Annotated in this window: 22 protein-coding genes; 16 read left to right on the top strand and 6 right to left on the bottom strand. The window is 76.7% G+C overall.

Annotated features, from left to right (window positions below; translation table 11 throughout):
- The first annotated feature begins 54 nt into the window (after nt 1-54).
- The 3 genes from D0Z06_RS25385 (at nt 55) to D0Z06_RS13955 (ending at nt 2,771) form a co-directional block, all read left to right on the top strand.
- Entirely contained in the window at nt 55-627 is a 573-nt protein-coding gene (locus D0Z06_RS25385; protein ID WP_158579987.1) for a GNAT family N-acetyltransferase, read from the top strand.
- A gap of 65 nt (nt 628-692) precedes the next feature.
- Entirely contained in the window at nt 693-1,757 is a 1,065-nt protein-coding gene (locus tag D0Z06_RS13960) for a winged helix DNA-binding domain-containing protein (RefSeq protein WP_233517673.1), read from the top strand.
- A gap of 42 nt (nt 1,758-1,799) precedes the next feature.
- Nucleotides 1,800-2,771 carry an aldo/keto reductase gene (locus D0Z06_RS13955; protein ID WP_117378046.1) on the top strand — a complete coding sequence of 324 codons (972 nt, stop codon included), beginning with the start codon at nt 1,800-1,802 and terminating at the stop codon, nt 2,769-2,771.
- 45 nt (nt 2,772-2,816) lie between these two features.
- On the opposite strand, the gene D0Z06_RS13950 is transcribed toward D0Z06_RS13955, so the two are convergent.
- Together D0Z06_RS13950 and D0Z06_RS13945 are read right to left on the bottom strand one after the other, a co-directional pair.
- Nucleotides 2,817-3,788, bottom strand: coding sequence for an ABC transporter substrate-binding protein (locus D0Z06_RS13950; protein WP_233517672.1), 972 nt, complete (start codon nt 3,786-3,788; stop codon nt 2,817-2,819).
- 86 nt (nt 3,789-3,874) lie between these two features.
- Nucleotides 3,875-4,318, bottom strand: coding sequence for a nitroreductase family deazaflavin-dependent oxidoreductase (locus D0Z06_RS13945; protein WP_117378044.1), 444 nt, complete (start codon nt 4,316-4,318; stop codon nt 3,875-3,877).
- A 103-nt stretch (nt 4,319-4,421) separates the two neighbouring features.
- Between D0Z06_RS13945 and D0Z06_RS13940 the strand changes: the two genes are divergently transcribed.
- From D0Z06_RS13940 to D0Z06_RS13925, 4 genes are read left to right on the top strand one after another with little or no spacing between them, the layout of a single operon-like run.
- Complete coding sequence (locus tag D0Z06_RS13940; protein ID WP_117378085.1) at nt 4,422-5,270, top strand: formate/nitrite transporter family protein; 849 nt, start codon at nt 4,422-4,424, stop codon at nt 5,268-5,270.
- Nucleotides 5,221-5,910 carry an SIMPL domain-containing protein gene (locus D0Z06_RS13935; RefSeq protein ID WP_117378043.1) on the top strand — a complete coding sequence of 230 codons (690 nt, stop codon included), beginning with the start codon at nt 5,221-5,223 and terminating at the stop codon, nt 5,908-5,910. The genes D0Z06_RS13940 and D0Z06_RS13935 overlap by 50 nt, the downstream gene beginning before the upstream one ends.
- Entirely contained in the window at nt 5,907-6,815 is a 909-nt protein-coding gene (gene ypfJ, locus D0Z06_RS13930; protein ID WP_117378042.1) for a KPN_02809 family neutral zinc metallopeptidase, read from the top strand. The genes D0Z06_RS13935 and ypfJ overlap by 4 nt, the downstream gene beginning before the upstream one ends.
- A 2-nt stretch (nt 6,816-6,817) precedes the next feature.
- Nucleotides 6,818-7,597, top strand: a complete 780-nt coding sequence (locus tag D0Z06_RS13925) for an enoyl-CoA hydratase/isomerase family protein (RefSeq protein WP_117378041.1) — start codon at nt 6,818-6,820, stop codon at nt 7,595-7,597.
- A gap of 18 nt (nt 7,598-7,615) precedes the next feature.
- Here D0Z06_RS13925 and D0Z06_RS13920 read toward each other — a convergent pair whose 3' ends face one another.
- Nucleotides 7,616-8,461 (bottom strand): siderophore-interacting protein, encoded by an 846-nt coding sequence (locus D0Z06_RS13920; protein ID WP_117378040.1) that lies wholly within the window; start codon nt 8,459-8,461, stop codon nt 7,616-7,618.
- Between the two features lie 382 nt (nt 8,462-8,843).
- On the opposite strand from D0Z06_RS13920, the gene D0Z06_RS13915 reads away from it, so the two are divergent.
- The 5 genes from D0Z06_RS13915 (at nt 8,844) to D0Z06_RS25380 (ending at nt 13,209) form a co-directional block, all read left to right on the top strand.
- Nucleotides 8,844-9,752 (top strand): hypothetical protein, encoded by a 909-nt coding sequence (locus D0Z06_RS13915; RefSeq protein WP_117378039.1) that lies wholly within the window; start codon nt 8,844-8,846, stop codon nt 9,750-9,752.
- A 7-nt stretch (nt 9,753-9,759) separates the two neighbouring features.
- Complete coding sequence (locus D0Z06_RS13910) at nt 9,760-10,287, top strand: phage holin family protein (protein WP_117378038.1); 528 nt, start codon at nt 9,760-9,762, stop codon at nt 10,285-10,287.
- A gap of 31 nt (nt 10,288-10,318) precedes the next feature.
- Nucleotides 10,319-10,987: a DUF3618 domain-containing protein gene (locus D0Z06_RS13905; RefSeq protein WP_117378037.1), complete on the top strand. Its 669-nt coding sequence runs from the start codon at nt 10,319-10,321 to the stop codon at nt 10,985-10,987.
- A gap of 128 nt (nt 10,988-11,115) precedes the next feature.
- Nucleotides 11,116-12,414, top strand: coding sequence for a sensor histidine kinase (locus D0Z06_RS13900; RefSeq protein ID WP_147332051.1), 1,299 nt, complete (start codon nt 11,116-11,118; stop codon nt 12,412-12,414).
- A gap of 99 nt (nt 12,415-12,513) precedes the next feature.
- Entirely contained in the window at nt 12,514-13,209 is a 696-nt protein-coding gene (locus D0Z06_RS25380) for a hypothetical protein (protein WP_158579986.1), read from the top strand.
- On the opposite strand, the gene D0Z06_RS13890 is transcribed toward D0Z06_RS25380, so the two are convergent.
- Entirely contained in the window at nt 13,191-13,892 is a 702-nt protein-coding gene (locus D0Z06_RS13890; RefSeq protein WP_117378035.1) for a response regulator transcription factor, read from the bottom strand. The two genes, D0Z06_RS25380 and D0Z06_RS13890, sit on opposite strands and share 19 nt — an antisense overlap.
- Nucleotides 13,893-14,118: 226 nt before the next feature.
- On the opposite strand from D0Z06_RS13890, the gene D0Z06_RS13885 reads away from it, so the two are divergent.
- Nucleotides 14,119-15,378 (top strand): acyltransferase family protein, encoded by a 1,260-nt coding sequence (locus tag D0Z06_RS13885; protein ID WP_117378034.1) that lies wholly within the window; start codon nt 14,119-14,121, stop codon nt 15,376-15,378.
- A gap of 22 nt (nt 15,379-15,400) precedes the next feature.
- Here D0Z06_RS13885 and D0Z06_RS13880 read toward each other — a convergent pair whose 3' ends face one another.
- Nucleotides 15,401-15,967, bottom strand: coding sequence for a methyltransferase domain-containing protein (locus D0Z06_RS13880; RefSeq protein WP_158579985.1), 567 nt, complete (start codon nt 15,965-15,967; stop codon nt 15,401-15,403).
- 151 nt (nt 15,968-16,118) lie between these two features.
- Complete coding sequence (locus D0Z06_RS13875) at nt 16,119-17,843, bottom strand: HNH endonuclease signature motif containing protein (protein WP_117378032.1); 1,725 nt, start codon at nt 17,841-17,843, stop codon at nt 16,119-16,121.
- Between the two features lie 349 nt (nt 17,844-18,192).
- Between D0Z06_RS13875 and D0Z06_RS13870 the strand changes: the two genes are divergently transcribed.
- The 3 genes from D0Z06_RS13870 (at nt 18,193) to D0Z06_RS13860 (ending at nt 23,321) form a co-directional block, all read left to right on the top strand.
- A complete protein-coding gene (locus tag D0Z06_RS13870) occupies nt 18,193-19,251 on the top strand; it encodes a DUF2293 domain-containing protein (RefSeq protein ID WP_199522314.1) in 1,059 nt (352 codons plus the stop codon).
- Nucleotides 19,252-19,353: 102 nt separating this feature from the next.
- The gene (locus tag D0Z06_RS13865) at nt 19,354-21,606 is read left to right on the top strand and encodes a glycoside hydrolase family 3 C-terminal domain-containing protein (protein WP_117378031.1); all 2,253 of its coding nucleotides are present in this window, start codon (nt 19,354-19,356) and stop codon (nt 21,604-21,606) included.
- A 404-nt stretch (nt 21,607-22,010) separates the two neighbouring features.
- Complete coding sequence (locus tag D0Z06_RS13860; protein WP_147332050.1) at nt 22,011-23,321, top strand: sialidase family protein; 1,311 nt, start codon at nt 22,011-22,013, stop codon at nt 23,319-23,321.
- Nucleotides 23,322-23,343: the final 22 nt, after the last annotated feature.

Raw genomic sequence — 23,343 nt, 5'->3', positions numbered from 1 at the left:
CGCGGCGCGGGCCGCCGGCGTGCGCGCCGCCGGTCCGCGCCCGAGGGTGAGGGGGTGCGCGAGGTGCGGCTGGTCCCCGTCGAGCCGGAGCACCTGCCGGCCGTCCGGCCGTGGTTCGACGACCCCGAGACGCGGCGGCGGCTGGGCGGCCCCGAGTGGCCGGTGCGGGAGCTGGCGCTGCGCGGTGCCGCCCGCGAGGAGGAGTTCCGCGGGGCGCGGGTGCTGCGGGCCCACTCCTTCGTCGCGCTCGACGACCGGGGCCGGCCCGTCGCGCAGATCGGCGGCGACGTCTACGACCGCTGGACGACGTGGGACCCGGCCACCGAGCGGGTGCTCGCGACCGACCCGCGGCGCAGCATGGGCGCCGCCTACGTCGTCGACCCGGCCCGCCGCGGGCAGGGGTACGGCCGGGCGACGCTGCGGGCGCTGGTCGCCGCACCCGCGACCGCGGACGTGGTGCAGTTCGTGCTCGGCATCGAGCCGGACAACGCCGCCAGCCTGGCCGTCGCCGCGGCGGCCGGGTTCGCGGTCCTGACCGCCGAGCCCGACGCGGAGGGCATGGTGTACCGGCACCTGGTGCGCGCAGCGGCCGTCCCGTCGCAGGGCCGTGCCAGGGTCGGGCCGTGACCACGTCAGCCGGGGGGACCGCGTCAGCCGGGGGGACCGCGTCAGCCGGGGGGACCGCGTCAGCCGTGCGGGTGTCGCCGCGGGAGGTCGCGCTCCTGCGCCTGGTGGCCCAGCGGGTCGCCGGGCCACCGTTCGCCGATGCCGCCGCGGCGGTCCGCGCCCTCGGCGCGGTGCAGGGCCAGGACCTCCCCGGTGCCCTGACCTCCGTGGCGCTGCGCACCGCCGGCCGGTCGCGGGCCGGGGTGGCGGCCGCGCTGGACGCCGGGGACGTCGTCCGCTCCTGGCCGATGCGCGGCACCCTGCACCTGGTCGCGGCCGAGGACCTGCCCTGGATGCTCGACCTGCTGGGCCCGCGGGTCCTGGCCGGGGCGGCGCGGCGCCGCGCGACCGTCGGCCTGACCGAGGCGGACCTCGAGCGGGCGCGGGAGGCCGCCGCCGGCGCGCTCTCCGGTGGCCGGCGGTCGGGCCGCACCGACCTGCTGGCCGCGATCGGCGCGGCCGGGGTCGACGTCTCGGGCCAGCGCGGCTACCACACCCTCTGGTACCTCGCCCAGACCGGGACGCTGGTCCTCGGACCGACCGCCGCCGGGGACCAGGCCTTCGTGCTGCTCGACGAGTGGGTCCGCTCGCCGCGGCGGCTCGAGGGCGAGGAGGCGCTCGGCGAGCTGGCGCTGCGGTACTTCACCGGCCACGGCCCGGCCACCGTCGCCGACCTCGCCCGGTGGGCGGGCACCACGGTCCGGGACGCCCGCACCGGGCTGGCGCTGGCCCGGCCGCGGCTGGAGACGATCACCGTCGAGGGCACCGAGCTGCACCTGGACCCGGCCACGCCCGAACGGCTGACCGCCTGCCGGGCCGAGGCCGGGGCCCTGCACCTGCTCCCCGGCTTCGACGAGTTCGTGCTCGGCTACGCCGACCGCACCTGCGCCGTGCCGGCCGAGTTCGCGCACCGCATCGTCCCCGGCGGCAACGGCGTCTTCCGGGCCACCGTGGTCAGCGGCGGCGGGGTCGTGGGCACCTGGCGGTGGACCGGGCGCGGCACCGGCCGCGCGGTGGCCGCCGAGCCGTTCACCGCCTTCGCCGACGACGTCGCCGCGGGCATCCCGGGGGCCGCCGCCCGGCTGCCGTGATCCGGGTGGCCGGGCCGCGGCCGCACGCGGTTGGCTGGGCGCATGGAGTACACGCGTCTGGGCAGCACCGGCCTCGAGGTCTCGCGGATCTGCCTGGGGATGATGAGCTTCGGCGACCCCGCTCGCGGCAACCACCCGTGGAGCCTGCCGGAGGAGGACAGCCGCCGGCTGATCGAGAAGGCGCTGGCCGCGGGCATCACCTTCCTCGACACCGCCAACGTCTACTCGGACGGCTCGAGCGAGGAGATCACCGGCCGGGCGATCCGGGACTTCGCCGACCGGGACGACGTCGTCCTCGCCACCAAGGTGCACGGCCGGATGCGCCCGGGCCCCAACGGCGCGGGGCTGTCGCGCGTGGCGGTCATCCGGGAGTGCGAGGCCAGCCTGCGGCGGCTGGGCACCGACCACGTCGACCTCTACCAGATCCACCGGTGGGACCCGCACACGCCGGTCGAGGAGACGCTGGAGGCGCTGGACTCGCTCGTCCGCTCGGGGAAGGTGCGCTACCTCGGCGCCTCGTCGATGTGGGCCTGGCAGTTCGGCAAGGCGCTGCACACCGCCGGCGAGCGCGGCTGGCACCGCTTCGTGTCGATGCAGGACCACTACAACCTGCTCAACCGCGAGGAGGAGCGGGAGATGCACCCGCTGTGCGCCGACCAGGGCATCGGCGTGATCCCGTGGAGCCCGCTGGCCCGCGGCCGGCTGACCCGCGACTGGGAGGAGAGCACGCAGCGCTCGGGCACCGACGAGTTCGGCAAGCGCCTCTACGACCAGGCCGGCGACCGCGAGATCGTCGCCCGGGTCGCCGAGGTGGCCGCCGCGCGGGGGGTCCCACGCGCCCAGGTGGCGCTGGCCTGGGTGCTGTCCAAGCCGGTGGTGACCGCCCCGATCGTCGGCGTGACGAAGGAGGCGCACCTGGACGACGCCGTCGCCGCGGTCGACCTCGGGCTGACCGACGAGGAGGTCGCCCGGCTGGAGGAGCCCTACACCCCCCACGCCGTGGTCGGGTTCTGACCACCGGTGCCCGGCCGGCCCCGCGCGGGGCCGGCCGGGCGCCGTTCAGCTCTCGAGCCCGGCGGCGAACTGCTCGAGGTCGTCGAGCACCAGCCCGGCGCCGAGGGGGCCGATGGCGAGGAACCAGCGGTCGTCGTCCACCTCGAAGGCCCGCCCCTGCTGCACCGCGGGGATGGTCTGCCACAGCCCGCCACCGGTGACCTCCGCGGCCGCGCCGGCGCCCTCCTCGCCGTAGGAGGACCAGAAGACCACGTCGCCCCCGGCCTGGGCGATCTCCTCCGGGCCGACCTCGACGAAGGTATCGGCGGTCCGCTGGACCTCGGGCCGGGCGAAGCCGACGTCGTCGAGGACGGCGCCGATGAAGGAGCCCTCGCCGTAGAGCCGGATCGCGGTGGGGTCGGTGAACCGCACCATGCTGACCTCGGTGCTCGCCGGGTCGCCGTAGAGGGCGCCGACCTCGGCGGCCCGCTCCTCGTGGTCGACCAGCAACTGCTCGGCCTCGTCCTCGAGGCCCAGGGCCTCCCCGGCCAGGAGCAGGTTCTCCTGCCACGTCTCGCCGATGTCCTCCGCCATGACCGTCGGGGCGATCGCGCTCAGCTGGTCGTAGATGGCCTCGTGCCGGATGACGTTGGAGAGGATGAGGTCGGGCTCCAGCGCCGCGATCTCCTCCAGGTTCGGCTCCTGGATCGTGCCGACGTTGGCGATGTCGGCCGGGTCGGCCCCGGCCTCCTCGATGTAGGCCGGCAGCTCGTCGCTGACCGCGGTGCGGACCGCGCCGACCGGTGTCACGCCGAGGGCCAGGGCCGTGTCGAGCTCCCCCGTGTCGAGGACGACGACCCGCTCGGGGGTGCCGGTGACCTCCGTGCTGCCGAGCGCGTGCTCGACCGTGCGGCTCTGCTCGGCCGCCGGCTCCGTCGTGGTCGTCGTCGCGCCGTCGTCGGCCGATCCGCAGCCGGCGAGCAGCAGCCCCGCCACGGCGGCGAGCGCCCCCCGGCGGTACCGCACCGTTGCCTGCACCGTCGTCCTCCTCCCGCGCGCCGGACGGTCCGGCGCACTGGGGAGAACTTAGGCGAGCCTCACCTCAGCGGGTCGGGCGGGCCGGGTCAGCGGCGCTCGACGACGAAGACCGGGATCTCGCGGTCGGTCCGCTCCTGGTAGTCGGCGTACGGCGGGTAGGCGGCCACCGCCCGCTCCCACCAGGCGCGCCGCTCCTCCCCGTGCACCTCCCGGGCCAGGCCGTCCCACGGCTCCGGCCCGTCCTGCACGGTCACCTGGTCGGGGTGGGCGCGCAGGTTGGCCACCCAGGCGGGGTCCGCCGGCGCCCCGCCCTTGGACCCGACCATGGCGTAGGCGCCCCCGTGCTCCACCCGCATGAGCGGCTGCTTGCGCACCTTCCCCGAGCGGGCGCCGCGGGTGCTGAAGACGACGACCGGCAGGCCGGTGTCGCGCAGCGTGTTGGCCTCGCGCCCCCCGGTGGCCTCGTAGCGCTCCACCTGGTCGCGGACCCAGGCCTCCGTGCTCGGTTCGTACTCGCCGTCCAAGGGCATGACCCGACCCTAGGGGTCCGCCGCCGTGCCCGCCGCCCGTCGGGAGGCGGCCCCGTTCCGGCCGCCGGCGCTCCCGCCCCGGGACCGCTGCAGGGAGGTGCTCATGCCCGCACGGCAACCCGCCGAGATGGCGCAGGCAGCCAGCGAGACCGGCGCGAAGAAGGTGCACCGGACGTGGGACCGGGTCACCGTCAGCGCCTTCCTGGCCGGGGCCTACATCGCCTTCGGCGGGCTGGTGGCGATCACCGTCTCCTCCGGCCTCGACCCCGCCACCTGGGGCACGCTGCCGACGCTGTTCACCGGCGCGGTGTTCACCCTGGGCCTGGTCCTGGTGCTGATCGCCGGCTCGGACCTCGCGACCGGGAACATGCTGCTGGTCCCGCTCGGTGCGATGCAGGGCCGGATCGGGGTCGGCGACGTCGTCCGCAACCTGACGCTGGTGCTGCTGGGCAACCTGCTCGGCGCCCTCTTCGTCGCCTACTTCCTCGCGGTCTCCACCGGCGTCATCGGCGACGCCGGGGCCGAGCCGGGCAGCAGCGGCGCCCTCACCTACGAGCGGCTGGCGGGCATCGCCGAGGGCAAGGCCGGCGGGCACACCGCGTGGGAGACGTTCCTGCGCGCGGTCGGGTGCAACTGGCTGGTCTGCCTGGCCGTCTGGATGTCCCTGGCGGCGACCACGGTGTCCGGGAAGATCCTGGCCGTCTTCTTCCCGATCATGGCGTTCGTGGCGATGGGCTTCGACCACGTCGTCGCGAACATGTTCTTCCTGCCCGCGGCGATCTTCGCGGGGGTCCCCGACCTGGGCTGGGGCGACGCGCTGCTCAACTGGCTGCTCGCGGGGGCGGGCAACCTCGTGGGGGCCGTCGTCTTCGTCGGCACCTCCTACTGGTACCTGTTCCTCCGTGACCAGCCCGCAGAGCCCGCGCAGGCCGAGGAGGCCGAGCGCAGCTGAGCCCCCCGCGCCCGAGGTCGCCGTCCGCGGCGAGGCGCTGCTGGTCGTCGACCCGGAGGTCGCCGACCTGGGCGTCTCGGTGCAGGTCCGGGCTCCCGACCGGCAGCGCGCCCTGGAGCGCTGCACCGCGCGGCAGGAGGAGGTCGCCCGCCTGCTCGACGCGGCCGGTGACGCCGTGGAGGACCGGCGCACCACGGGTCTGGCGCTGTTGCCCGAGGACCGTCCCGGGCGCCCGGGCTGCCGGGCGTCGCTCACCACCCGGGTGACCGTCCCGCCCGGTGCGGTGGCCGACCTCGCGACGGCGCTGGGGCGGCTGGAGGACGTCGCGGTCACCGGCCCGCACTGGCGGCTGCGGCCCGGCAGCCCCGCGCTCGAGCAGGCGCGCCTGGCCGCCGTCCGGGACGCCGTCGTCCGGGCGCAGCAGTACGCGGCGGCGTTCGGCGCCCGCCTGACGGTCCTGCTCGAGGTGGCCGACGCCGGGCAGGGCGGCCCCCGGGTCGCGGCCCCCCTGGCGGCGGTGGCACGGTTCGGGTCCGACGAGCCGCGGCTCGACCTCACGCCGGCCCCCCAGGAGGTCCACGGCGCGGTCGAGGTGCGCTTCGCGATGTCGCCCCCCGACCCGGAGGTCTTCGGAGCATGAGGTACCGCGAGGACGCCAGCCTGGACACCTCCGGCGTCCGCGACCGCCGCGGGGTGCCGGGCGGCCGCGGGCTGGCCGTCGGTGGCGGCGGGCTGGGGCTGGTGGGCGTCGTCGTCCTCGTGCTCGTCCAGCTGCTCGGCGGCGGGGACGGCGGGGGTGCGGGCGCCGCGCTCGGCGGGCTGTCCGGCCTCGACCAGGGCGAGACCGCGGACAACACCCAGCTGGCGCAGGAGTGCCGCACCGGGGCCGACGCCAACGCCTCGCGCGACTGCGCTGTCGTGGCCGACATCGAGTCGATCCAGGACTACTGGACCGGGGTGCTCGGCAGCGCCTACGCCCCCACCGAGACCGTCTTCCCCGGCTCCGTGCAGACCGCCTGCGGCGGGGCCACCAGCGGCTCCGGGCCGTTCTACTGCCCGGCCGACCGGCTCGTGTACATCGACCTGACCTTCTTCGAGGACCTGCGCACCCGGTTCGGCGCGGAGGGCGGCGCCTTCGTGGACGCCTACGTCATCGCCCACGAGTACGCCCACCACGTGCAGGACCTGCTCGGCACCAACCAGCAGGTGCGGCCCGGCGAGACCGGCCCCCTCTCCGGGACCGTCCGGCTGGAGCTGCAGGCCGACTGCTACGCCGGGGCGTGGGCGCGGCACGCCGAGACGGTGCCCGACGACTCCGGCGCCCCGCTGATCGCCGAGATCACCCAGGATGACGTCGACCGGGCGCTGGACGCCGCCGGCCGGATCGGCGACGACTTCATCCAGCGCGAGCTCGGCGGCGGCACCGTCGACCAGGACGCCTTCAGCCACGGCACCTCCGAGCAGCGGCAGCGCTGGTTCCTCACCGGCTACGAGACCGGCGACCCGGCGCGGTGCGACACCTTCGCCACCGACGACCTGGGCTGACCGTGACCGACTCCCTGCGACTGGCCACCGACGGCCCCGTCGCCGTCCTCACCGTCGACCGGCCGGAGAAGCGCAACGCCTTCAGCGCGGCCATGTGGGCGGCGCTGCCCGAGGTGCTGGCCGGGCCGGCCGCCGACCCGGCCGTCCGCGTGCTCGTGGTCACCGGCGCGGGCCGGAGCTTCTGCGCCGGCGCCGACATCGGCGACCTGCTCGGCGGCCCGGACACCGAGGACCCGATGGCCGCCCTGCGCCGGGACAACCTCGCCGCGCAGGCCGCGCTGCGGTCGTTCCCCAAGCCGACGGTCGCGATGGTGCGCGGGCACTGCATCGGCGGCGGGGTGGAGCTGGCCACCTGCTGCGACCTGCGCCTGACCGACCCGACCGGCCTGTTCGGGGTGACCCCCGCCAAGGTCGGTGTCGTCTACGCGCCCGAGTCCACGCGGGCGCTGCTCGACCTGGTCGGGCCCGCGACGACCCGCTGGCTGCTGTTCAGCGGCGAGCTGCTCGACGCCGACGCCGCCCTGCGCACCGGGCTGGTCGACCGGGTGGTGCCGGCCGACGACCTCGAGGCGGAGGTGACCCGGCTGGCCGGGGTGCTGGCCTCGCGCTCCGCGCTCTCGCAGCGGGCGACCAAGGAGGTCGTCGCGGCCCTGACCGCCCGCCGGGACGGGCAGGCCGAGGCGGCCCGGTGGTACCGGGAGACGATCGCCTCCGGCGAGCTGGCCGAGGGGGTCGCCGCCTTCGCCGCCCGCCGCCCGCCCCGTTTCCCCTGGCGGGGCTGACGCCCGGGCCGGCCCCGGTCAGGAGGCCGCCGCGAGCTCCTGGTCGTCGGCCTCGACGGCGGCGTTCCAGTCCGCCTTCTCGGCCCGCCACCCCTCGTCGGTGCGGCCGAGCCGCCAGTAACCGGAGGCGGAGAGCAGCTCCCGCGGCACGGCGAGCTCGGCGCGCAGGTGGCGACGCAGCTCGCGGACGGCGCCGGCCTCGCCGTGCACGAAGGCGTGCACCCGGCCGGCGGGCAGCCCGGCGGTGCGGACGGCGTCCACGAGGGCCGCACCCGGGCGCCCGTCGCGGTGCACCCACACCAGCTCCACCCGCGGCGGCAGGTCCAGCGGCTGCTCCTCCGCCGCGTCGGCCACCTCGACGAAGACGCGGGCGGTCGCCCCCTCGGGGAGCCGCTCCAGGGCCGCCGCGATCGCCGGGAGGGCGGTCTCGTCACCGGCCAGGAGGTGCCAGTCGGCCTCGGGCAGCGGCGCGTAGGCGCCCCCGGGGCCCAGCAGCTGGACGAGGTCCCCGGGGCGCGCGGCGACCGCCCACGGTCCGGCCACGCCCTCGTCGCCGTGGACCACCACGTCGAGGGTGAGCTCGGCGGCCGCGGCGTCCCAGCGGCGGACCGTGTAGGTGCGCAGGACGGGCCAGTGCTCGCGCGGGTGCTCCTGCTGCACGGCCTCCATGTCGAAGGGGGCGCGGTAGCCGGCGCCGGGCGGCGGCAGGACCAGCTTGACGTAGGAGTCGGCGTGCTCCGGGGCGAAGCCGGCCAGCCCCTCCCCGGAGAGGACCAGGCGCACCAGGTGGGGCGTGACCCGCGAGACCTGGCGGACGGTGGCCAGCCGCGGGGTACGCGGACGGCGCCGGGCGGGTTCGGGCATCGGGACTCCTCGCCTGCGGGTCAGGGAAGGCTCACCTTACCCGGGCGGGCCGGGTCGGCGGTCCTCCCACCAGCGCACCTGCGGACGGACCCGTTTCGCGGGGGCGCGACCCGGGGTACCCAGACAGCGGTGCGCGGCAGCCGGCCCCGCACCCGGCCCCCGCGGCCGACGAGCGGCCGCCACCGGCGCCCGGTCGCTCCCCGCCACCCGATCGCACCGTCCCGCGCCCGTCCGGGCCCTCCGTGACGCCACACGGTGCGCTGACCTGCACACGGCCGGTAGACGGCCGTCGATCGTAGATGTGTGGGTGATCGCGTGGTGGGTACGCGCCTCGACCGACACCAGATCGTCACATTCGTGACCCACCCGCCCAGGAGGAGCGATGACCCACTCCGTAGACACGCCGTTCCCGCCGCCCCCCGCAGCCGGTGCGGGCGGCTCCGGCGCGACGTCCCCCCAGACCGCGACGTCCCCCCAGACCGCGACGTCCCCCCAGACCGCGACGACCTCCCAGGGCGCGTCCACCGCGGACGTCGCCAAGGACGAGGCCCGCGCCGTCGGCCAGACCGCCGGCCAGCGCGGCAGCCAGGTCGCCTCGACCGCCGCGGACCAGGCCAAGGAAGTCGCCGCCGAGACCAGGCAGCAGGCCCAGGCGCTGGTCGACCAGGGCCGCAGCCAGCTGCGCTCGCAGGCCGTCTCCCAGCAGCAGAAGGCCGCGCAGGGGCTCACCGGCATCGCCGACCAGCTGCGCTCCATGGCCGAGGGCAACGGCGCGCCGTCCGGCCCGGCCCGTGACCTGGTCACCGAGGCCACCGACCGCGTCGAGCAGGTGGCCCGCTGGCTGCAGGACCGCGAGCCGGCCGACCTGCTCGACGAGGTCCGCTCCTTCGCCCGCCGCAAGCCCGGCACCTTCCTGCTCGGCGCCGCGCTCGCCGGCGTCGTCGCCGGCCGCCTCACCAGCGGCGTGAAGGCAGCGCACTCCGACGACGGCCGCGGCCGCTCCGCCGACCACCGGCAGACCAACTACGTCGACCCGGCGCCGGCCTACTCGACGACGACCCCGGGCTACGAGACGACCTCGGGCTACGCGGCGACCCCGGGCTACGGCGAGACCACCGCGTACGCCGAGACGAGCACGCCGACCACGACCGCCCCGACGGCCGGCACGACCGCGGGCACCGCCGTGCCGCCGCCGCCGTACGGCACCGTGCCGCCGGCCGGCACCGCCGTCCCGCCGACCACGCCGGCCGGCTGGGACGACCCGACCCGCCGCCCGGGCCAGGGGGTGTGAGGCAGCGATGAGCTCCCCCTACTCCGGCGCGACGCCGGTGACCCAGCAGTCCCCGCAGGCCGCGGGCCCCACCCACGGCGACTACGCCGTGCCCCCCGACCAGGGCGCACCGCACAGCGGGTCCATCGGCACCCCGATGACCGCCGACGGCCGCCCCGATGTCGAGGGCACCAGCGTCGGCCAGCTCTTCGGCGAGGTCGCCAAGGACCTCTCCACCCTGATGCGCCAGGAGCTCGCCCTGGCCAAGGCCGAGGTCAAGGCCGAGGCCGGCAAGGCGGGCAAGGGCGCGGGCATGCTCGGCGCCGCCGGGTTCGCCGGCTACATGGTGCTGCTGTTCCTCTCCTTCGCCCTGTGGTGGGCCCTGGAGAACGTGATGGACGCCGGCCTGGCCGCGCTGATCGTGGCGGTGCTCTGGGGCGTCATCGGCGGCATCGCCTACGCGATGGGCAAGAAGGAGCTCAAGCGCGTGAACCCGAAGCCCGAACGCACCGTGGACACGCTGCAGCAGGTGCCCGGCGCCCTCAAGCCCCGCTGACCCCGCCCTCCCGAGACCTGGAGCGACAGACATGACCACGAGCAACGACCCGGACGCCATCCGCCGGCAGATCGAGCAGACCCAGCGCGAGATCAGCTACGACGTCGACGCGCTCAACGAGAAGGTGAACCCGGCCCGCGTCATGGACCGGCGGGTCACCTCGGCCAAGGGCCGGTTCTCCCGGATGCGCGACCGCGTCATGGGCAGTGCCCACGACACCCGGGACTCGGCGCGGTACCGGGCCCACGACGCGGCGGGCTCGGTCCAGGACCGCGCCCACGGGGCGGCCGAGTCCGTGCAGGGCGCGGCGTCGTCGGCGGCCTCGGCCGTCCAGCAGGCCCCGGACACCGTCGTCCGCCAGACCCAGGGCAACCCCCTGGCCGCCGGCGTCATCGCCTTCGGTGTGGGGTGGCTGGTCTCCAGCCTGCTGCCCGCCTCCGAGCGCGAGCGCGAGCTGGCCCAGCAGGCCGAGCAGGCCGTCCGCGAGCACAAGGACGAGCTGCTGCAGCCGGCCAAGCAGGCCGCCCAGGAGATGCGCGAGGAGCTCCAGCCGGCCGCCGAGCAGGCCGTGCAGGAGGTCAGGTCCACCGCGCAGGACGCCACCGAGACGGTCAAGCAGGAGGGCCAGTCCGCGGCCCAGGACGTGCAGGGCCGCGCCCAGCAGTCCCGCGAGACCGTGCAGAGCCGCTCCGGCAGCTGAGCCCCGCGCACCCCGCGCCCCCCGTCCGGCACCGCCGGGCGGGGGGCGCGGTGCGCCCGCTCCCCCGTCGGGGTGAGGTCCGCACCGGTCGGCTGCGGCCGGCGGGCCGGGCGGCCGACGTCCTGGGTGTGCCGCCCGCGCCCGCCCTGCCCCCGCGCGCGCCGGCGGGCACGGACCCGCCGGTCGAGCCGGCCGAGCTCGCGCTGCGGGCCGAGGTGGAGCGGCTGCGCGCCGAGAACGCCGAGCTGCGCGCCCTGCTGCGGCGGCCCGGCGGTGACCAGGCCGCCGACCCGGCGACCGCGGCCCGGATGCTGGCCGCGCGCGCCCGCACGATGACCAGCGTCGTCGACGCGGTCACCGAGCAGTCGATCATCGGCACCGACCCCGATGGTGTCGTCCGCGTCTGGAACCCCGGCGCGGAACGGCTGCTCGGCCTGCCCCGCACCGCCGTGGTGCGGCGACGGCGGGTCACCGACTTCCACCTGGCCGAGGAGCTCGACGCGGCCGGCGGCGGGCTGGAGGCGCTGGTCGCCGCCGCCCGCGCCGACGGCCGCGACGTGCGGGACTGGACCTACGTCACCGCCGGCGGCCGGCGCCGGACCGTCTCGGTCGCCGTCACGCCGCGCACCGACGAGGACGGTGCGCCCGCGGGGTGGAACTTCGTCGGCACCGACGTCACCGACGCGCGCGAGACCGAGCGGCTCAAGGAGCAGTTCCTGGCGCTGGTCAGCCACGAGCTCCGCACGCCGCTGACGTCGATCCTCGGCTACCTCGAGCTCGTCCTCGACGCCCCCGGCGACGCCCTCCCCGAGCCGCTGCGCGGGTACCTGGCGACGGTGGGCCGCAACGCCGAGCGGCTGCAGCGCCTGGTCGGCGACCTGCTGTTCACCGCCCAGGTCGACGCGGGCCGGTTCCCCCTCGACCGGGCCGCGGTGGACCTCGCCGAGGTGGTGCGGGCGGCCGAGGAGTCGCTGCGGGTGAGCGCCCGCGCGGCGGGCGTCGCGGTGACCGTCGCGGTGCCGCCCGGCGGGCTGCTGGTCTCCGGGGACGCCGGCCGGCTGGGGCAGGTCTGCGACAACCTGCTGTCCAACGCGGTCAAGTACACCCCGCGCGGCGGCCTGGTGGAGCTGTCGCTGGCCGGGGCGTGGCGGGCCCCGGACGGCACGGTCACCCCGGACGAGGTCCCCGGGGCCGTCCCGGTCGCCCGCCTCACCGTGGCCGACACGGGGATCGGCATCCCGGAGGACGAGCAGGGCCTGCTCTTCGCCCGCTTCGCCCGGGCCTCGACGGCCCGCCGCTCCGGGGTCCCCGGGATCGGCCTCGGCCTGGCGGTGACCGCGGCCATCACGGCGGCGCACGGGGGCGACCTCGCGGTCGCCAGCGCCGAGGGCCGCGGGACGACGGTCACGCTCACCCTCCCCCGCTGAGCAGCCCGGGTCTTGCGGCGCTCTTGCGGTCGCCGGGCGGCGCCGCTGCGGCCGGCCCGCCACGGTGGACGGCGCACCCCACCGACTCGGAGGACGCGCATGCCCACCCACCGGCCGCCGCCCGCGGCCAGCCCGACGGCCCTCGTCGTCGCCGAGGACCCCGCCGACCGCGGCCGCGCCGCCGGCCTGCTCGCCGCCGGCGGGTGGGTCGTGTCCGCCGCCGCGGACGTCCGGGAGGCCGTGCGGGCCGCGCGCCGGACGGGCCCCGACCTGGTGGTCAGCGCCCTGGCCCAGCCCCGGGAGAGCGCGGCGCTGCTGCGGCGGCTGCGGCTGGCCGGCTGCCGGGCGCACCTGGTGGTCGTCGCGCGCGGCGCGCGCGCGGGCGACCGCGCCGAGCTCCTGGCCGCCGGGGCCGTGGCCTGCCTGCCCGAGCTGCCCGAGCCCGGGCTGGTCGCGCGGCTGCTGCTCACCCGGTTGCCGCCGGTGGCCGCCCCCGCGCCCGGTCCGGCGCTCCCCGACGACCGCGAGGTGGGACGGCTGGAGGCCGGGCTGCGGGAGGACCACGCCCGGGCGCTGCCGGGCCGGGTGCGGGCCGTCGCCGACGCGGCGCACGGCGGGGACCCGGTCGCGCTCGCCGCGGCCGCCGGCGCGCTGGCCGGCGTCAGCGGCCAGCTCGGGGACGCCGAGGTGGCCGGGCTCAGCTCGGCGATCGCCCGGGCCGCGCGTCGCGGCGAGGTCGCCGACGACCTGGTGGGCGTGCTCGTGACCGTCGCCGGTCAGCCCACGAGCCGGTAGCCGACCCCCCGGACGGTGCGGATCTCGGCCTCGGCCAACCCCGCGGCCTGCAGCTTGCGGCGCAGGTTGGACATGTGCGCCTCGACCAGCCGGACGCTGCCGGCCCAGTCGGTCTGCCACACCTCGCGCAGCAGGGTCTCCCGCTGCAGCACCCGGCCCGGCCGCGCGGCCAGCGCGGCGAGCAGGTCGAACTCGGTGCGGGTCAGGTCGACCGCGACGCCGTCCACCCGCACCTCGCGGGTGTCCTCGTCGACCTCGAGGTCGGCCAGCCGGAGGACCGTCCCCGCCGGCTCGGCGCCGGCCGGCCCCGCCGGCACCCGCGGACGGCGCAGCATGACCTGCACGCGGGCCACCAGCTCGCGCGGCGAGAACGGCTTGGCCATGTAGCCGTCGGCGCCGACGGCCAGGCCGACCAGCAGGTCGACCTCCTCGGCGCGCGCGGTGAGCATGAGCACGTAGCACCCGCTCGACGCCCGGATCTGCCGGCACACCTCGGTGCCGTCGGCGTCGGGCAGGCCCAGGTCGAGGACGACGAGGTCCGGTTCGGCGCGGCGGATCTCGGCCAGCGCCGCCGCGGCGGTCCCCACGGCCGCCACCGCGAGCCCGGCGCGGCGCAGCACCGTGGTGACGAGGTCGCGGATCTCCTCGGTGTCCTCGACGACGAGCACCGACTGCTCGGTCACGGCTCCCGTGCCTCCTCCCGGCCGCGGTGGACGCGGTCCTCCGCTGGCGTGGATCGGCACGCCCGCCGTCGGGGTGCAGCGTTGCCCGGCTCGTCTCCCCCGGGCGGATGAGGTCCTCCGGGCCGTGAGTCCGCTCACGTCGCAGGCCGCTGACCTGCGGGTCCGCGGCAGGGTCGGCTTCGTTACGGTTTCGTGACGGAAGCCGGGCGGGTATGCCTGGTTCCCGATGACCTCGACGCGCACCGACGAGCCCGCCCGCCGGCCCGCCCGCGAGCCCGCCCGCCGGCCGCCCGCCGCCGAGGCGGGCAGCCGCGTCCTCGACCTCGACGTCGTGCGCGGGGTCGCCATCGTGCTGGCGCTGGGCTGGCACTTCAGCCGGCACCCGAGCGGGTTCCCCGTGCTGGACGCGCTGCAGTGGCCGGGCGGGACGTTCGGCTGGGCCGGCGTCGACCTGTTCTTCGTGCTGAGCGGCTTCCTGGTCGGCTCGCTGGTGCTCCGCGAGCGGCGCCGCACCGGCCGGTTCGACGGCCGCCGCTTCACCGTGCGCCGGGCGCTGAAGCTGTGGCCGGTGCTCTACCTGTTCCTGGCCGTGCAGCTGCTGGCCGGGTCGGTGCCGTGGGACGACCTGTGGCACAACGCGCTGCACGTGCAGAACTACCTGGGCACGCCGGTGGTGCACCTGTGGTCGCTGGCCGTCGAGGAGCACTTCTACCTGGCGCTGGTGGTGCTGTTCCCGCTGGTGACCCGGTGGTCGCGCTCGGTGCGGCCGTTCGCGGCGCTGCTCTGCGGCGTCCTCGTGGCGGCGCTCGCGCTGCGCGTCTGGGGCACCGCGGCCGGGCTGCACGAGGTCACCCTGCAGTGGCGCACCCACTTCCGGGCCGACTCCCTGGCCTTCGGCGTCCTGCTGGCCGTCGTCGCCGTCCACCGGCCCGCGACCTTCGACCGGCTGCTGACCCGCCGGCGCCTGTGGGCCGTGCTCACCCTGCTGGGCGTCGCCTGGCTGGCGACGATCGGCAAGGACGGCGCGCTCGGCTCGACCCTCGGCTACACCGTCGCCTACCTGACCGCGGGCGCGTTCCTGCTCCTGCTGCACCGCGCGCCGCTGGTGGCGCGGGTGCCCGCGGTGTCGGCGCCGCTGGCCGCGCTGGGCCGGTACTCGTACGGCGTCTACATCTGGCACATCGCCGCGGCGCAGTTCGTGCTGGGCCGGCTGCCCGGGGTGGAGTACGCGTCGTGGACGCCGCTGGAGCAGGTCCTGAAGTACGCCGCGGCGGTCGCCGTCGGTATCGCCGCCACCCTGCTGGTCGAGCGCCCGGTGCTGCGGGTGCGCGACCGGCTGCTGCCCGCCGACGGCCGGCGGGCGGACACCGAGGCACCCACCTCGGGCTGGGGGGACGGCCCGGCGCACCCGGTCCCCCGCCACCGCGCCGAGGGGCCGGCGCTCCCGCTGGTGCCCGAGCGGGACCCGGTGCTCGCGCTGCGCTGACGTCGGCCGGGACGACCGCAGGTCAGCGCATGCCGGCCCGGTGCAGGACCACGGCCGCGGCCGGGGTCGGCGCCGTCGCCCCCCGGTGGACGGCCGTGACGACGAACCCGTGCGGTGCCGCGGCCCGCGCGACGGCGTCGGTGGTGCTGCGGTCGGCACCGGGGCGCATGACGGAGAACGCCACCACGGCGCGCCCGCCCGGGGCGAGGACGCGCTGCACGACGTCCCACTCGGGGGCCGGCGGGGTCCAGAACGCCCGCACGTCCACGGCGACCACGACATCGACCGCCCCGGGTGGGAGGTCGGCGGCCACGAGCGGCGCGGTGAGCAGCCGGACCGTGCCGGCGTCGACCGCGGCCCGGTTGCGCCGCGCGGCCGCCGCGGTCATGGTCGCCGAGCGGTCCACCGCGACGACCTCCGCGCCGGCTGCGACCAGCAGCGAGACCAGCACCCCGTGCCCGCACCCGACCTCGACGACGCGCTCGCCGGGGCGGGCGGCGACCACCCCGGCGACCCACGCGAGCCGCTCGGACGGCGCCGGGCCGACGGGTCGAGCACCGTCCTCCACCCCCTCGCCGCGCCGGCTCATGCCCGGACCACAGGACCCGGCACCGGCCTCGTGGCGCGGCACGACCGGGTGGACGGCCACGCCCGTCGTCGGCGCGTCGGGTGCCGCTTCAGGGGGCCCGGCCGAGGCCGGCGCACCGCGGCGTTCCCGCGGGAACGCCGGCGCCGGGAGCTCACCCCGCGTCCGTGACCGGGCCGCCATCGGCGGCCAGACGGAAGAGGTGGTCGCGGTACCCCATGAGGACGCTGACGACGTAGCCGAGGTCCATGCGCTCGCCGGTGGGGGCGAAGGCGGCGGGGAGGTCCGCTGTCGCCGAGCCCAGAGTCTCCGCGACCGTGCGTGGCACGGGCAGCGGGGCGGCCGCGCGCCGGACGCGGCCGGTACGGCTGCGGCGGCCGGGCCCACGGGCCGGGGCGGGCGCGGCCGGTCGCGCGCGACCCCCGTCCCGCCGAGCGGAGGGCTTCCGCGCGGCGGACCGTGCTGCCGTGCGGGAGCGGCCGGGCGCGGTCGCCGGTTCCGCGCTGGCGGGGGCCGCCGGACGGCGACCGACCTGCCGGTCGACGGGGTGGACACCCGCGAAGACCTCGTCCGGATCCGGCCCGGCACCCGGGTCGGCGGGGTGCGGGTCGGCGGGATCGGGGAGGCCGGTGGTGAACGCGGCGTCGGCCCGGCCCCAGACGCGCCGGCCGTCGGGGGTCGTGGCGATCAGCCGGCCGCCGCGGCGGACCATGACCAGGTCCAGGTCGTGGGCCAGACCGTGGTCGACATCGCAGAGCAGCACCAGGTTGGTCAGGTCGGTGCGCCCACCGAACAGCCAGTGCCGCAGGTGGTGGGCGTGCAGCCGCTCGATCCGGGTCTCCTCGCAGCCGGGACGGGCGCACCCGCCGTCGCGGCGCAGCAGCGCCCGGCGCTGGGCGCGGGTGGCCAGCCGGCGGCGCCTGCCGCAGGCGAGCACCTCGGGACCGTCGTGCACCATGCCCACGACGGTGGCCTGGCAGGTCAGGCGGCGCACCTGGGCCGGCGAGAGGGCCGGCCCGCCCTCGAGGTGCGCGCGGCCGGCCGCCGCGTCGTCGGCCAGCACGGCGGCGTCGACGTGCACGACCACCTCCCGGCGCGGCGGGTCACCGGCCCGCCGGCCGGTGTCGGCGGCGGCCTCGGCCAGGGACAGGAGAGCCGCACAGCGACGAGCAGTCGTCACCGAGCGGTGCGCTCGCAGGTCACCGGCGCACGCACCCGCACCCGGGGCGCTCTCAGGATGCGTCGCCGCGGTGCCCTGCGCCGCGGCTGTCGCGGCCTTCGTCGCCGCCGCCCGCTCGCGGCGGGCGGTGCGCTCGGCGAGTGAGTCGACGGCAGCCAGCAGGCGGGCGCCTTCCTCGGCCGGGAGCCGGACCCGCAGCTGCAGGCTCCCGTCCTCCGCCCAGTCGACGTCGAAGCGCGGCTCGGCCGGAGGCGGGGCCGGGTCGGCCTGCTCGTCGGCGGTGCGGTCGGCGCGGCGCCACTGCCGGACGACGCGCTCGGTCTGCGCGGCGGTGGCGGCCCGGGCGAACTCCAGCAGCGCGGTCTCGGTGTGCGGCTCGGCCACCCGGGTCAGCGCGCGCACCTTGGCGTAGGACAGCCGCCCGGCGGCGTACGCGGCCGCCGTGACCGGCAGGCTGCGCAGCGCCCGGGCGACGCGGACGTGCTCGCGGGCGGCGCCGGGGGACAGGCCGCACTGCCAGGACAGCCAGTGCGCGCAGGAGCGCACCCCGTACCCGCCCCAGCCCTCGCGCGCGTCGAACTCCGCGACCAGCGCCAGCCAGGCCGCCCCGGCCGCGGCCAGCCGCACCGCACCGGCGCAGATCTCCCGCGCCAGCTCCTCCACCGACCGCGCACCGCCCTCGTCGCCACTCGAACCCATGTTCGCACCGTAGGACCCGCTACCGACAGAACCGCAGGTCAGCAGCATCGGTGCGAGCGCGGGACCGCGGGCGAGAGCCCCGGGTCGCAGGCAGGGCGGCTCGGATGCGCCCACTCCTCCCGGACACCGGCGTTCCCGCGGGAACGCCGGCGGACGCACGGGATCCCTTCCGGAGCACGTCCGGCGCACAGTGGGTGCGGGGAGCGGTGGGTCGGACCGCAGGCGTTCCCGCGGGGACGTCGCCGGCGCCGGTGGCCCGGACGAGGCCACGGAGGCGCGGGGCAGACCTCGACAGCCGGGGACGCCGCGCCGGTCCCCGAGCCGACGGTGCCGCGGTAGGAACGCCGTCGTGGGACGCGGGTCGTCGATCGAGGAACGGGTCGCCCGAGCGGCCGAGGCCGCGCTGCAGGAGCACGGGTACGTGGCACCCGTCGACGTGCTGGTGCGCATGGGCTGGCTGCAGCCGGTGCACCGTGATCATTGGCGGCAGGGGCGCGTGCGGGATCTCGAGCAGGTCGTGGAGGCCGGTCCGGGCAAGGTCTCGACGGCGATGCGGGCGTTGCAGCGCTGGGCCCGCGAGGAGGGGCTGCAGCCGACCGAGACGGACCACCTCGCCGGGACGCGCGACCGCCGGGGCCTGCAGTTCTCCGCCGGCGGCGCCGCCGCCGTCGAGCGGGAGTACCGCACGCACTGGATCGCCCCGACCGCGTCCGGGGCCGAGCGCGCCCGCCTCCGCGAGCGGGGCAACCGAGCGCCGGACCTCGTCGTCGTCTCACCGCTCAGGGACTGGACGTGCGCGGCGTGCGGCGGCACCGGGCACCTGCTGCTGATGGAGGACGACGCGCCGCTGTGCCTGGTCTGCGCCGACCTCGACCACCTGACCTTCCTGCCCGCCGGCGATGCCGCCCTGACCCGGAGGGCGAGGAGGGCCAGCCGCCTGTCGGCGGTGGTGGTGCGCTTCAGCCGGTCCCGGCAGCGCTACGAGCGGCAGGGCGTCCTCGTCGAGGAACGGGCGCTGGTGGAGGCCGAGGCGTCCTGCCTGGCCGACGAGGAGGCACGGGGTCGCCGCCGCGACCGCGACGCGGAACGGCGGCGTGCTGCCGACAGCCGGCTCGCCGAGCAGATGGCCGCGGAGGTCAGGCGCCTGTTCCCCGGGTGCCCGGCGGAGCGCGCCGCCGCGATCGCCGAGCACACCGCGGCGCGGGGTAGCGGTCGCATCGGCCGCACCGCCGCGGGCCGGCGTCTCGACGAGCACGCGGTCGAACTGGCGGTCGTTGCCTCCGTCCGCCACCGCGACACCGACTACGACGCGCTGCTCATGGCCGGCCTGCCGCGCGACGAAGCCCGCGCGCGGGTCCGTGCGGCCGTCGACGCCGTCCTCGACCACTGGCGCACCGTCCCACGGTGAGGCGATGCCGGCCGAGCTGCCCTGGCTGCGGGCCCGGTTCGAACGGCTCCTCCCGGAGGCGGTCGAGGCGCGGAGGAAGGGGCGGAGGGCGAAGGTGGACCCATGAGCGCACGCGCAGGACCCGGCGCGGACACCGTCGCGTCCCTGACCGTCGCGGAGAGAGCGGCCCTGTGCCTGGGGTCGGACTTCTGGCACACCGCCGCCGTCGAGCGTGCCGGCATCGAGGCGATCACGCTGTCCGACGGCCCGCACGGGTTGCGCGTGCAGCCGGCCCAGGGCGACCACGTCGGCATCTCCGGCAGCCTGCCCGCCACCTGCTTCCCCACCGCGTCGGCCCTCGCTGCGACCTGGGACGTCGGCCTGATCGGCGACGTCGGGGCGGCGATCGGACTCGAGGCGCGGGCGCAGGGCGTCGCCGTCGTCCTCGGGCCCGGCGTGAACATCAAGCGGTCCCCGCTGTGCGGCCGCAACTTCGAGTACTTCAGCGAGGACCCGCACCTCTCCGGCCGGCTCGGCGCAGCGCTGGTGAGCGGCATCCAGTCCCAGGGCGTCGGCGCGTCGGTGAAGCACTTCGCGGCGAACAACCAGGAGACCGACCGGCTGCGGGTGAGCGCCGACGTCGACGAGCGCACCCTTCGGGAGATCTACCTGCCCGCGTTCGAGCACGTCGTGACGGCCGCCGGCCCGTGGACGGTGATGTGCGCCTACAACCGGGTCAACGGCGTGCACGCTTCGCAGAACCGGTGGCTGCTCACCGAGGTGCTGCGCGACGAGTGGGGCTTCGACGGCCTGGTCGTCTCCGACTGGGGTGCCGTCGTCGACCGGGTCGCCGCCCTCGCCGCCGGCCTGGACCTGGAGATGCCGCCGAACCTCGGGGTCAGCGACGTCGCGGTCGTCGACGCCGTCGCCTCCGGTGCGCTCGAGGAGGCGGTGCTCGACACCGCCGCCGGCCGGGTGCTGCGGCTGGTCGAGCGCGCCCGGGCCCGCCGGCCCGCCGAGATCGACGTCGACGCCCATCACGCGCTGGCCCGGCGCGCCGCGGCCCGCGGGATCGTGCTGCTGAAGAACGACGGCGACGTGCTGCCGCTGACCGCCGCCCGCGTCTGCGTCGTCGGCGAGTTCGCCCGCACCCCCCGCTTCCAGGGCGCCGGCAGCTCCGAGGTCAACCCCACCCGCGTCGACACCGCGCTCGACGAGCTGCGCCGCACCCAGCCCGACCTGACCTTCGTGCCGGGCTTCGACCTCACCGACCCCGGCCGCGATGGCGCCCTCTCCGACGAGGCGGTCACCGCCGCGCGCGACGCCGACGTCGTCGTCGCGTTCCTCGGCCTGCCGCCGGAGGACGAGTCGGAGGGCTTCGACCGCACCCACATGGACCTGCCGGCGGCGCAGACGACGCTGCTGGACCGGCTGCTCGACGGGCCGGCACCGGTCGTCGTCGTGCTCGCCAACGGCTCGGCGGTGCTCCTCACGCCCTGGCACGAGCGCGCAGCTGCCGTCCTCGAGTGCTGGCTCGGCGGGCAGGCCGCCGGCGGTGCCGTCGCGGATGTGCTCACCGGCGTGGTCAACCCCTCCGGGCGGCTGACCGAGACCATCCCGCTGCGGCTGCAGGACACCCCCTCCTACCTCAACTTCCCCGGAGAGGAGGGGCACGTCCGCTACGGCGAGGGGGTGTTCGTCGGCTACCGCGCCTTCGACGCGGCCGACCGGCCCGTCGCCTACCCGTTCGGCCACGGCCTGTCCTACACCGGCTTCGACTACACCGACCTCGCCATCGACACGGCCGGCAGCGTCGACGGCGACGACCTGGTCCTCACCGCGCGGCTGACGGTGACCAACACCGGCGCGGTCGCCGGCCGGGAGGTCGTGCAGCTCTACGTCGGCGCGCCGCCCGGCCGTGTCGCCCGTCCGCCGCGGGAGCTCCGCGGGTTCACCACGGTGGACCTCGCGCCCGGGGACGGCACCGCCGTCGAGTTCACCCTCGGCGCCCGCGACCTCGCGTACTGGTCGACCGCGCACCGCCGGTGGGTCGTCGACCCCGGCACGTACCGCATCGCGGTCGGCGCGTCGTCCCGGGACATCCGGCTCACGTCCGGCGTGCACGTCGACGCCACCCCACCGCGGCCCCGCCTGGACGGTTCGGCGACGCTGCAGGAGTGGCTGACCGACCCCGACGGTGAGGCTGCCCTCCGCGCCGCCGTCGGGACCGACGGGGACGGGCGGCCGAAGGGGATCCTGGGCGACGTCGCACTGCTCCGGGTGATCGGCAACTTCCCCCTGGCCACGCTGGCCGCCTTTCCCGGGCTCGGCATCACCCACGACCTCGTCCGCGACGTGACCCGCCCCGGACGGTGAACGACCGGCCACCTCGGTGAACGCCACGTGCCACCCCGGGCACGCCGCACCGGCGTCCGCGTTGCACTGGTCCTACCGCACGCCGATGCCTGTTGCAGCCCAGCCGGGAGCACTACCATCGCCTCCGCCCACCGGGCCCCGCTGTCGGCCGACGGACCCGACATGTCAACGAGCAGAAGCCTCTGACCGGCTCTGCAGCTCTGTGATCCCGCCGTCCCGAGGTGGTCGTCGTGCGTGCATCTCGTGTCCTCGTCGTCACCCTCGGAGCGCCGGTCCTGGTGGTCGGGACCACCTTTCCGGCCGGAGCCCATCCGCTCGTCGCCGGTCCGGCGATCCCGGTCTCGGGACCGAGCCCGTTCGCCGGCTGCCCGGTCGGGGCGGCCCCCGGGGAGGATCCCGGCACCGTGTACACGGACACCGAGGTCGAGCCGTTCGTGGCGGTGGATCCGACCGACCCCAGCAACGTCATCGGCGTGTACCAGCAGGACCGCTGGTCCGACGGCGCGGCTCGCGGGTTGGTGGCCTCCCGTTCCGCGGACGGCGGCCGGACGTGGACGGAGAGCTACGCGGCCTTCAGCGAGTGCTCCGGAGGAGATCCGGTGTACGACCGCGCGACGGACCCGTGGGTCACCTTCGACGCCGCCGGCGACGCCTACCAGATCTCGCTGTCGATCTCCGCGGACCAGGCGACGTCGGCCATCCTGGTGTCCAAGTCGACCGACCAGGGTGCGACGTGGGGTCCGCCGGTCACGCTCGTCCGTGACGACACCCTGGACAGGTTCAACGACAAGGAGTCGATCACCGGTGACCCGACGCGACCCGGCCACGTCTACGCGGTGTGGGACCGGGTCACGTCCCCCCTCGGCCTCCCCGGCCGGCCTTTCGACCTTCCCTCGGTGCTCCGCCATGGCGTGCCGCTGTTCTCCCGGACCACCGACGGCGGCCAGACGTGGTCGACGCCGACCGCGATGACCGGGGGACTCCTCGGCACCGTCGGCAACCAGATCGCCGTGCTCCCGAACGGCACGCTCGTGGACGTCTTCTTCGGCTACAGGCGCGCGGGGTTGCTGCCGACCCCGAACTCGCTGTTCATCGGTGTGGTGGTGAGCACGGACGCCGGGGAGAGCTGGTCGCGTCCGATCCCGATCTCCGACTACGTGCCGGCCGTCTCCTGCGACGGCGAACAGGTGTGCGACCCCGACAGCGCTGATCCGGTGCGGGCCGGGACGAACCTCCCCGACATCGCCGTCGACCCGGCCACCGGCCGGGTGTACGTGGTATGGGCCGACGCCCGCTTCTCCGGCGGCGGGACCACCGACGTGGTGCTCTCCAGCTCGGACGACGGGACGAACTGGTCGACACCGGTGAAGGTCAACCAGACCCCGACGCCCGTGGCCGCCTTCAACGCGACGGTGGACGTGTCGTCGGACGGCACCGTCGGTGTCCTCTACTACGACTTCCGGGAGAACACCCCGGCACCCCCCCTGCCGACCACGGTGCTGCTGGCGCACTCCCACGACGCAGGGGCGACCTGGACCGAGCAGCGGCTCGCCGAGCCGTTCGACATGCAGAACGCACCCGTCGCCCGGGGTTTGTTCCTGGGTGACTACCAGGGGCTGGACAACATCGGGCGGGACTTCCTCGCGTTCTTCTCGCGGACAGGGGCGGCGGACGACACCGCCGACGTGGTGTCCGTCCGGGTCAGCGCCCCGTAGGCCGCGAGCGGCAGCAGCGACG

Source organism: Geodermatophilus marinus, assembly GCF_003428645.1.
GTDB lineage: Bacteria > Actinomycetota > Actinomycetes > Mycobacteriales > Geodermatophilaceae > Geodermatophilus.
The sequence above is the reverse complement of the archived record's forward strand: the minus strand, read 5'-3'. Positions and strand labels throughout refer to the sequence as shown.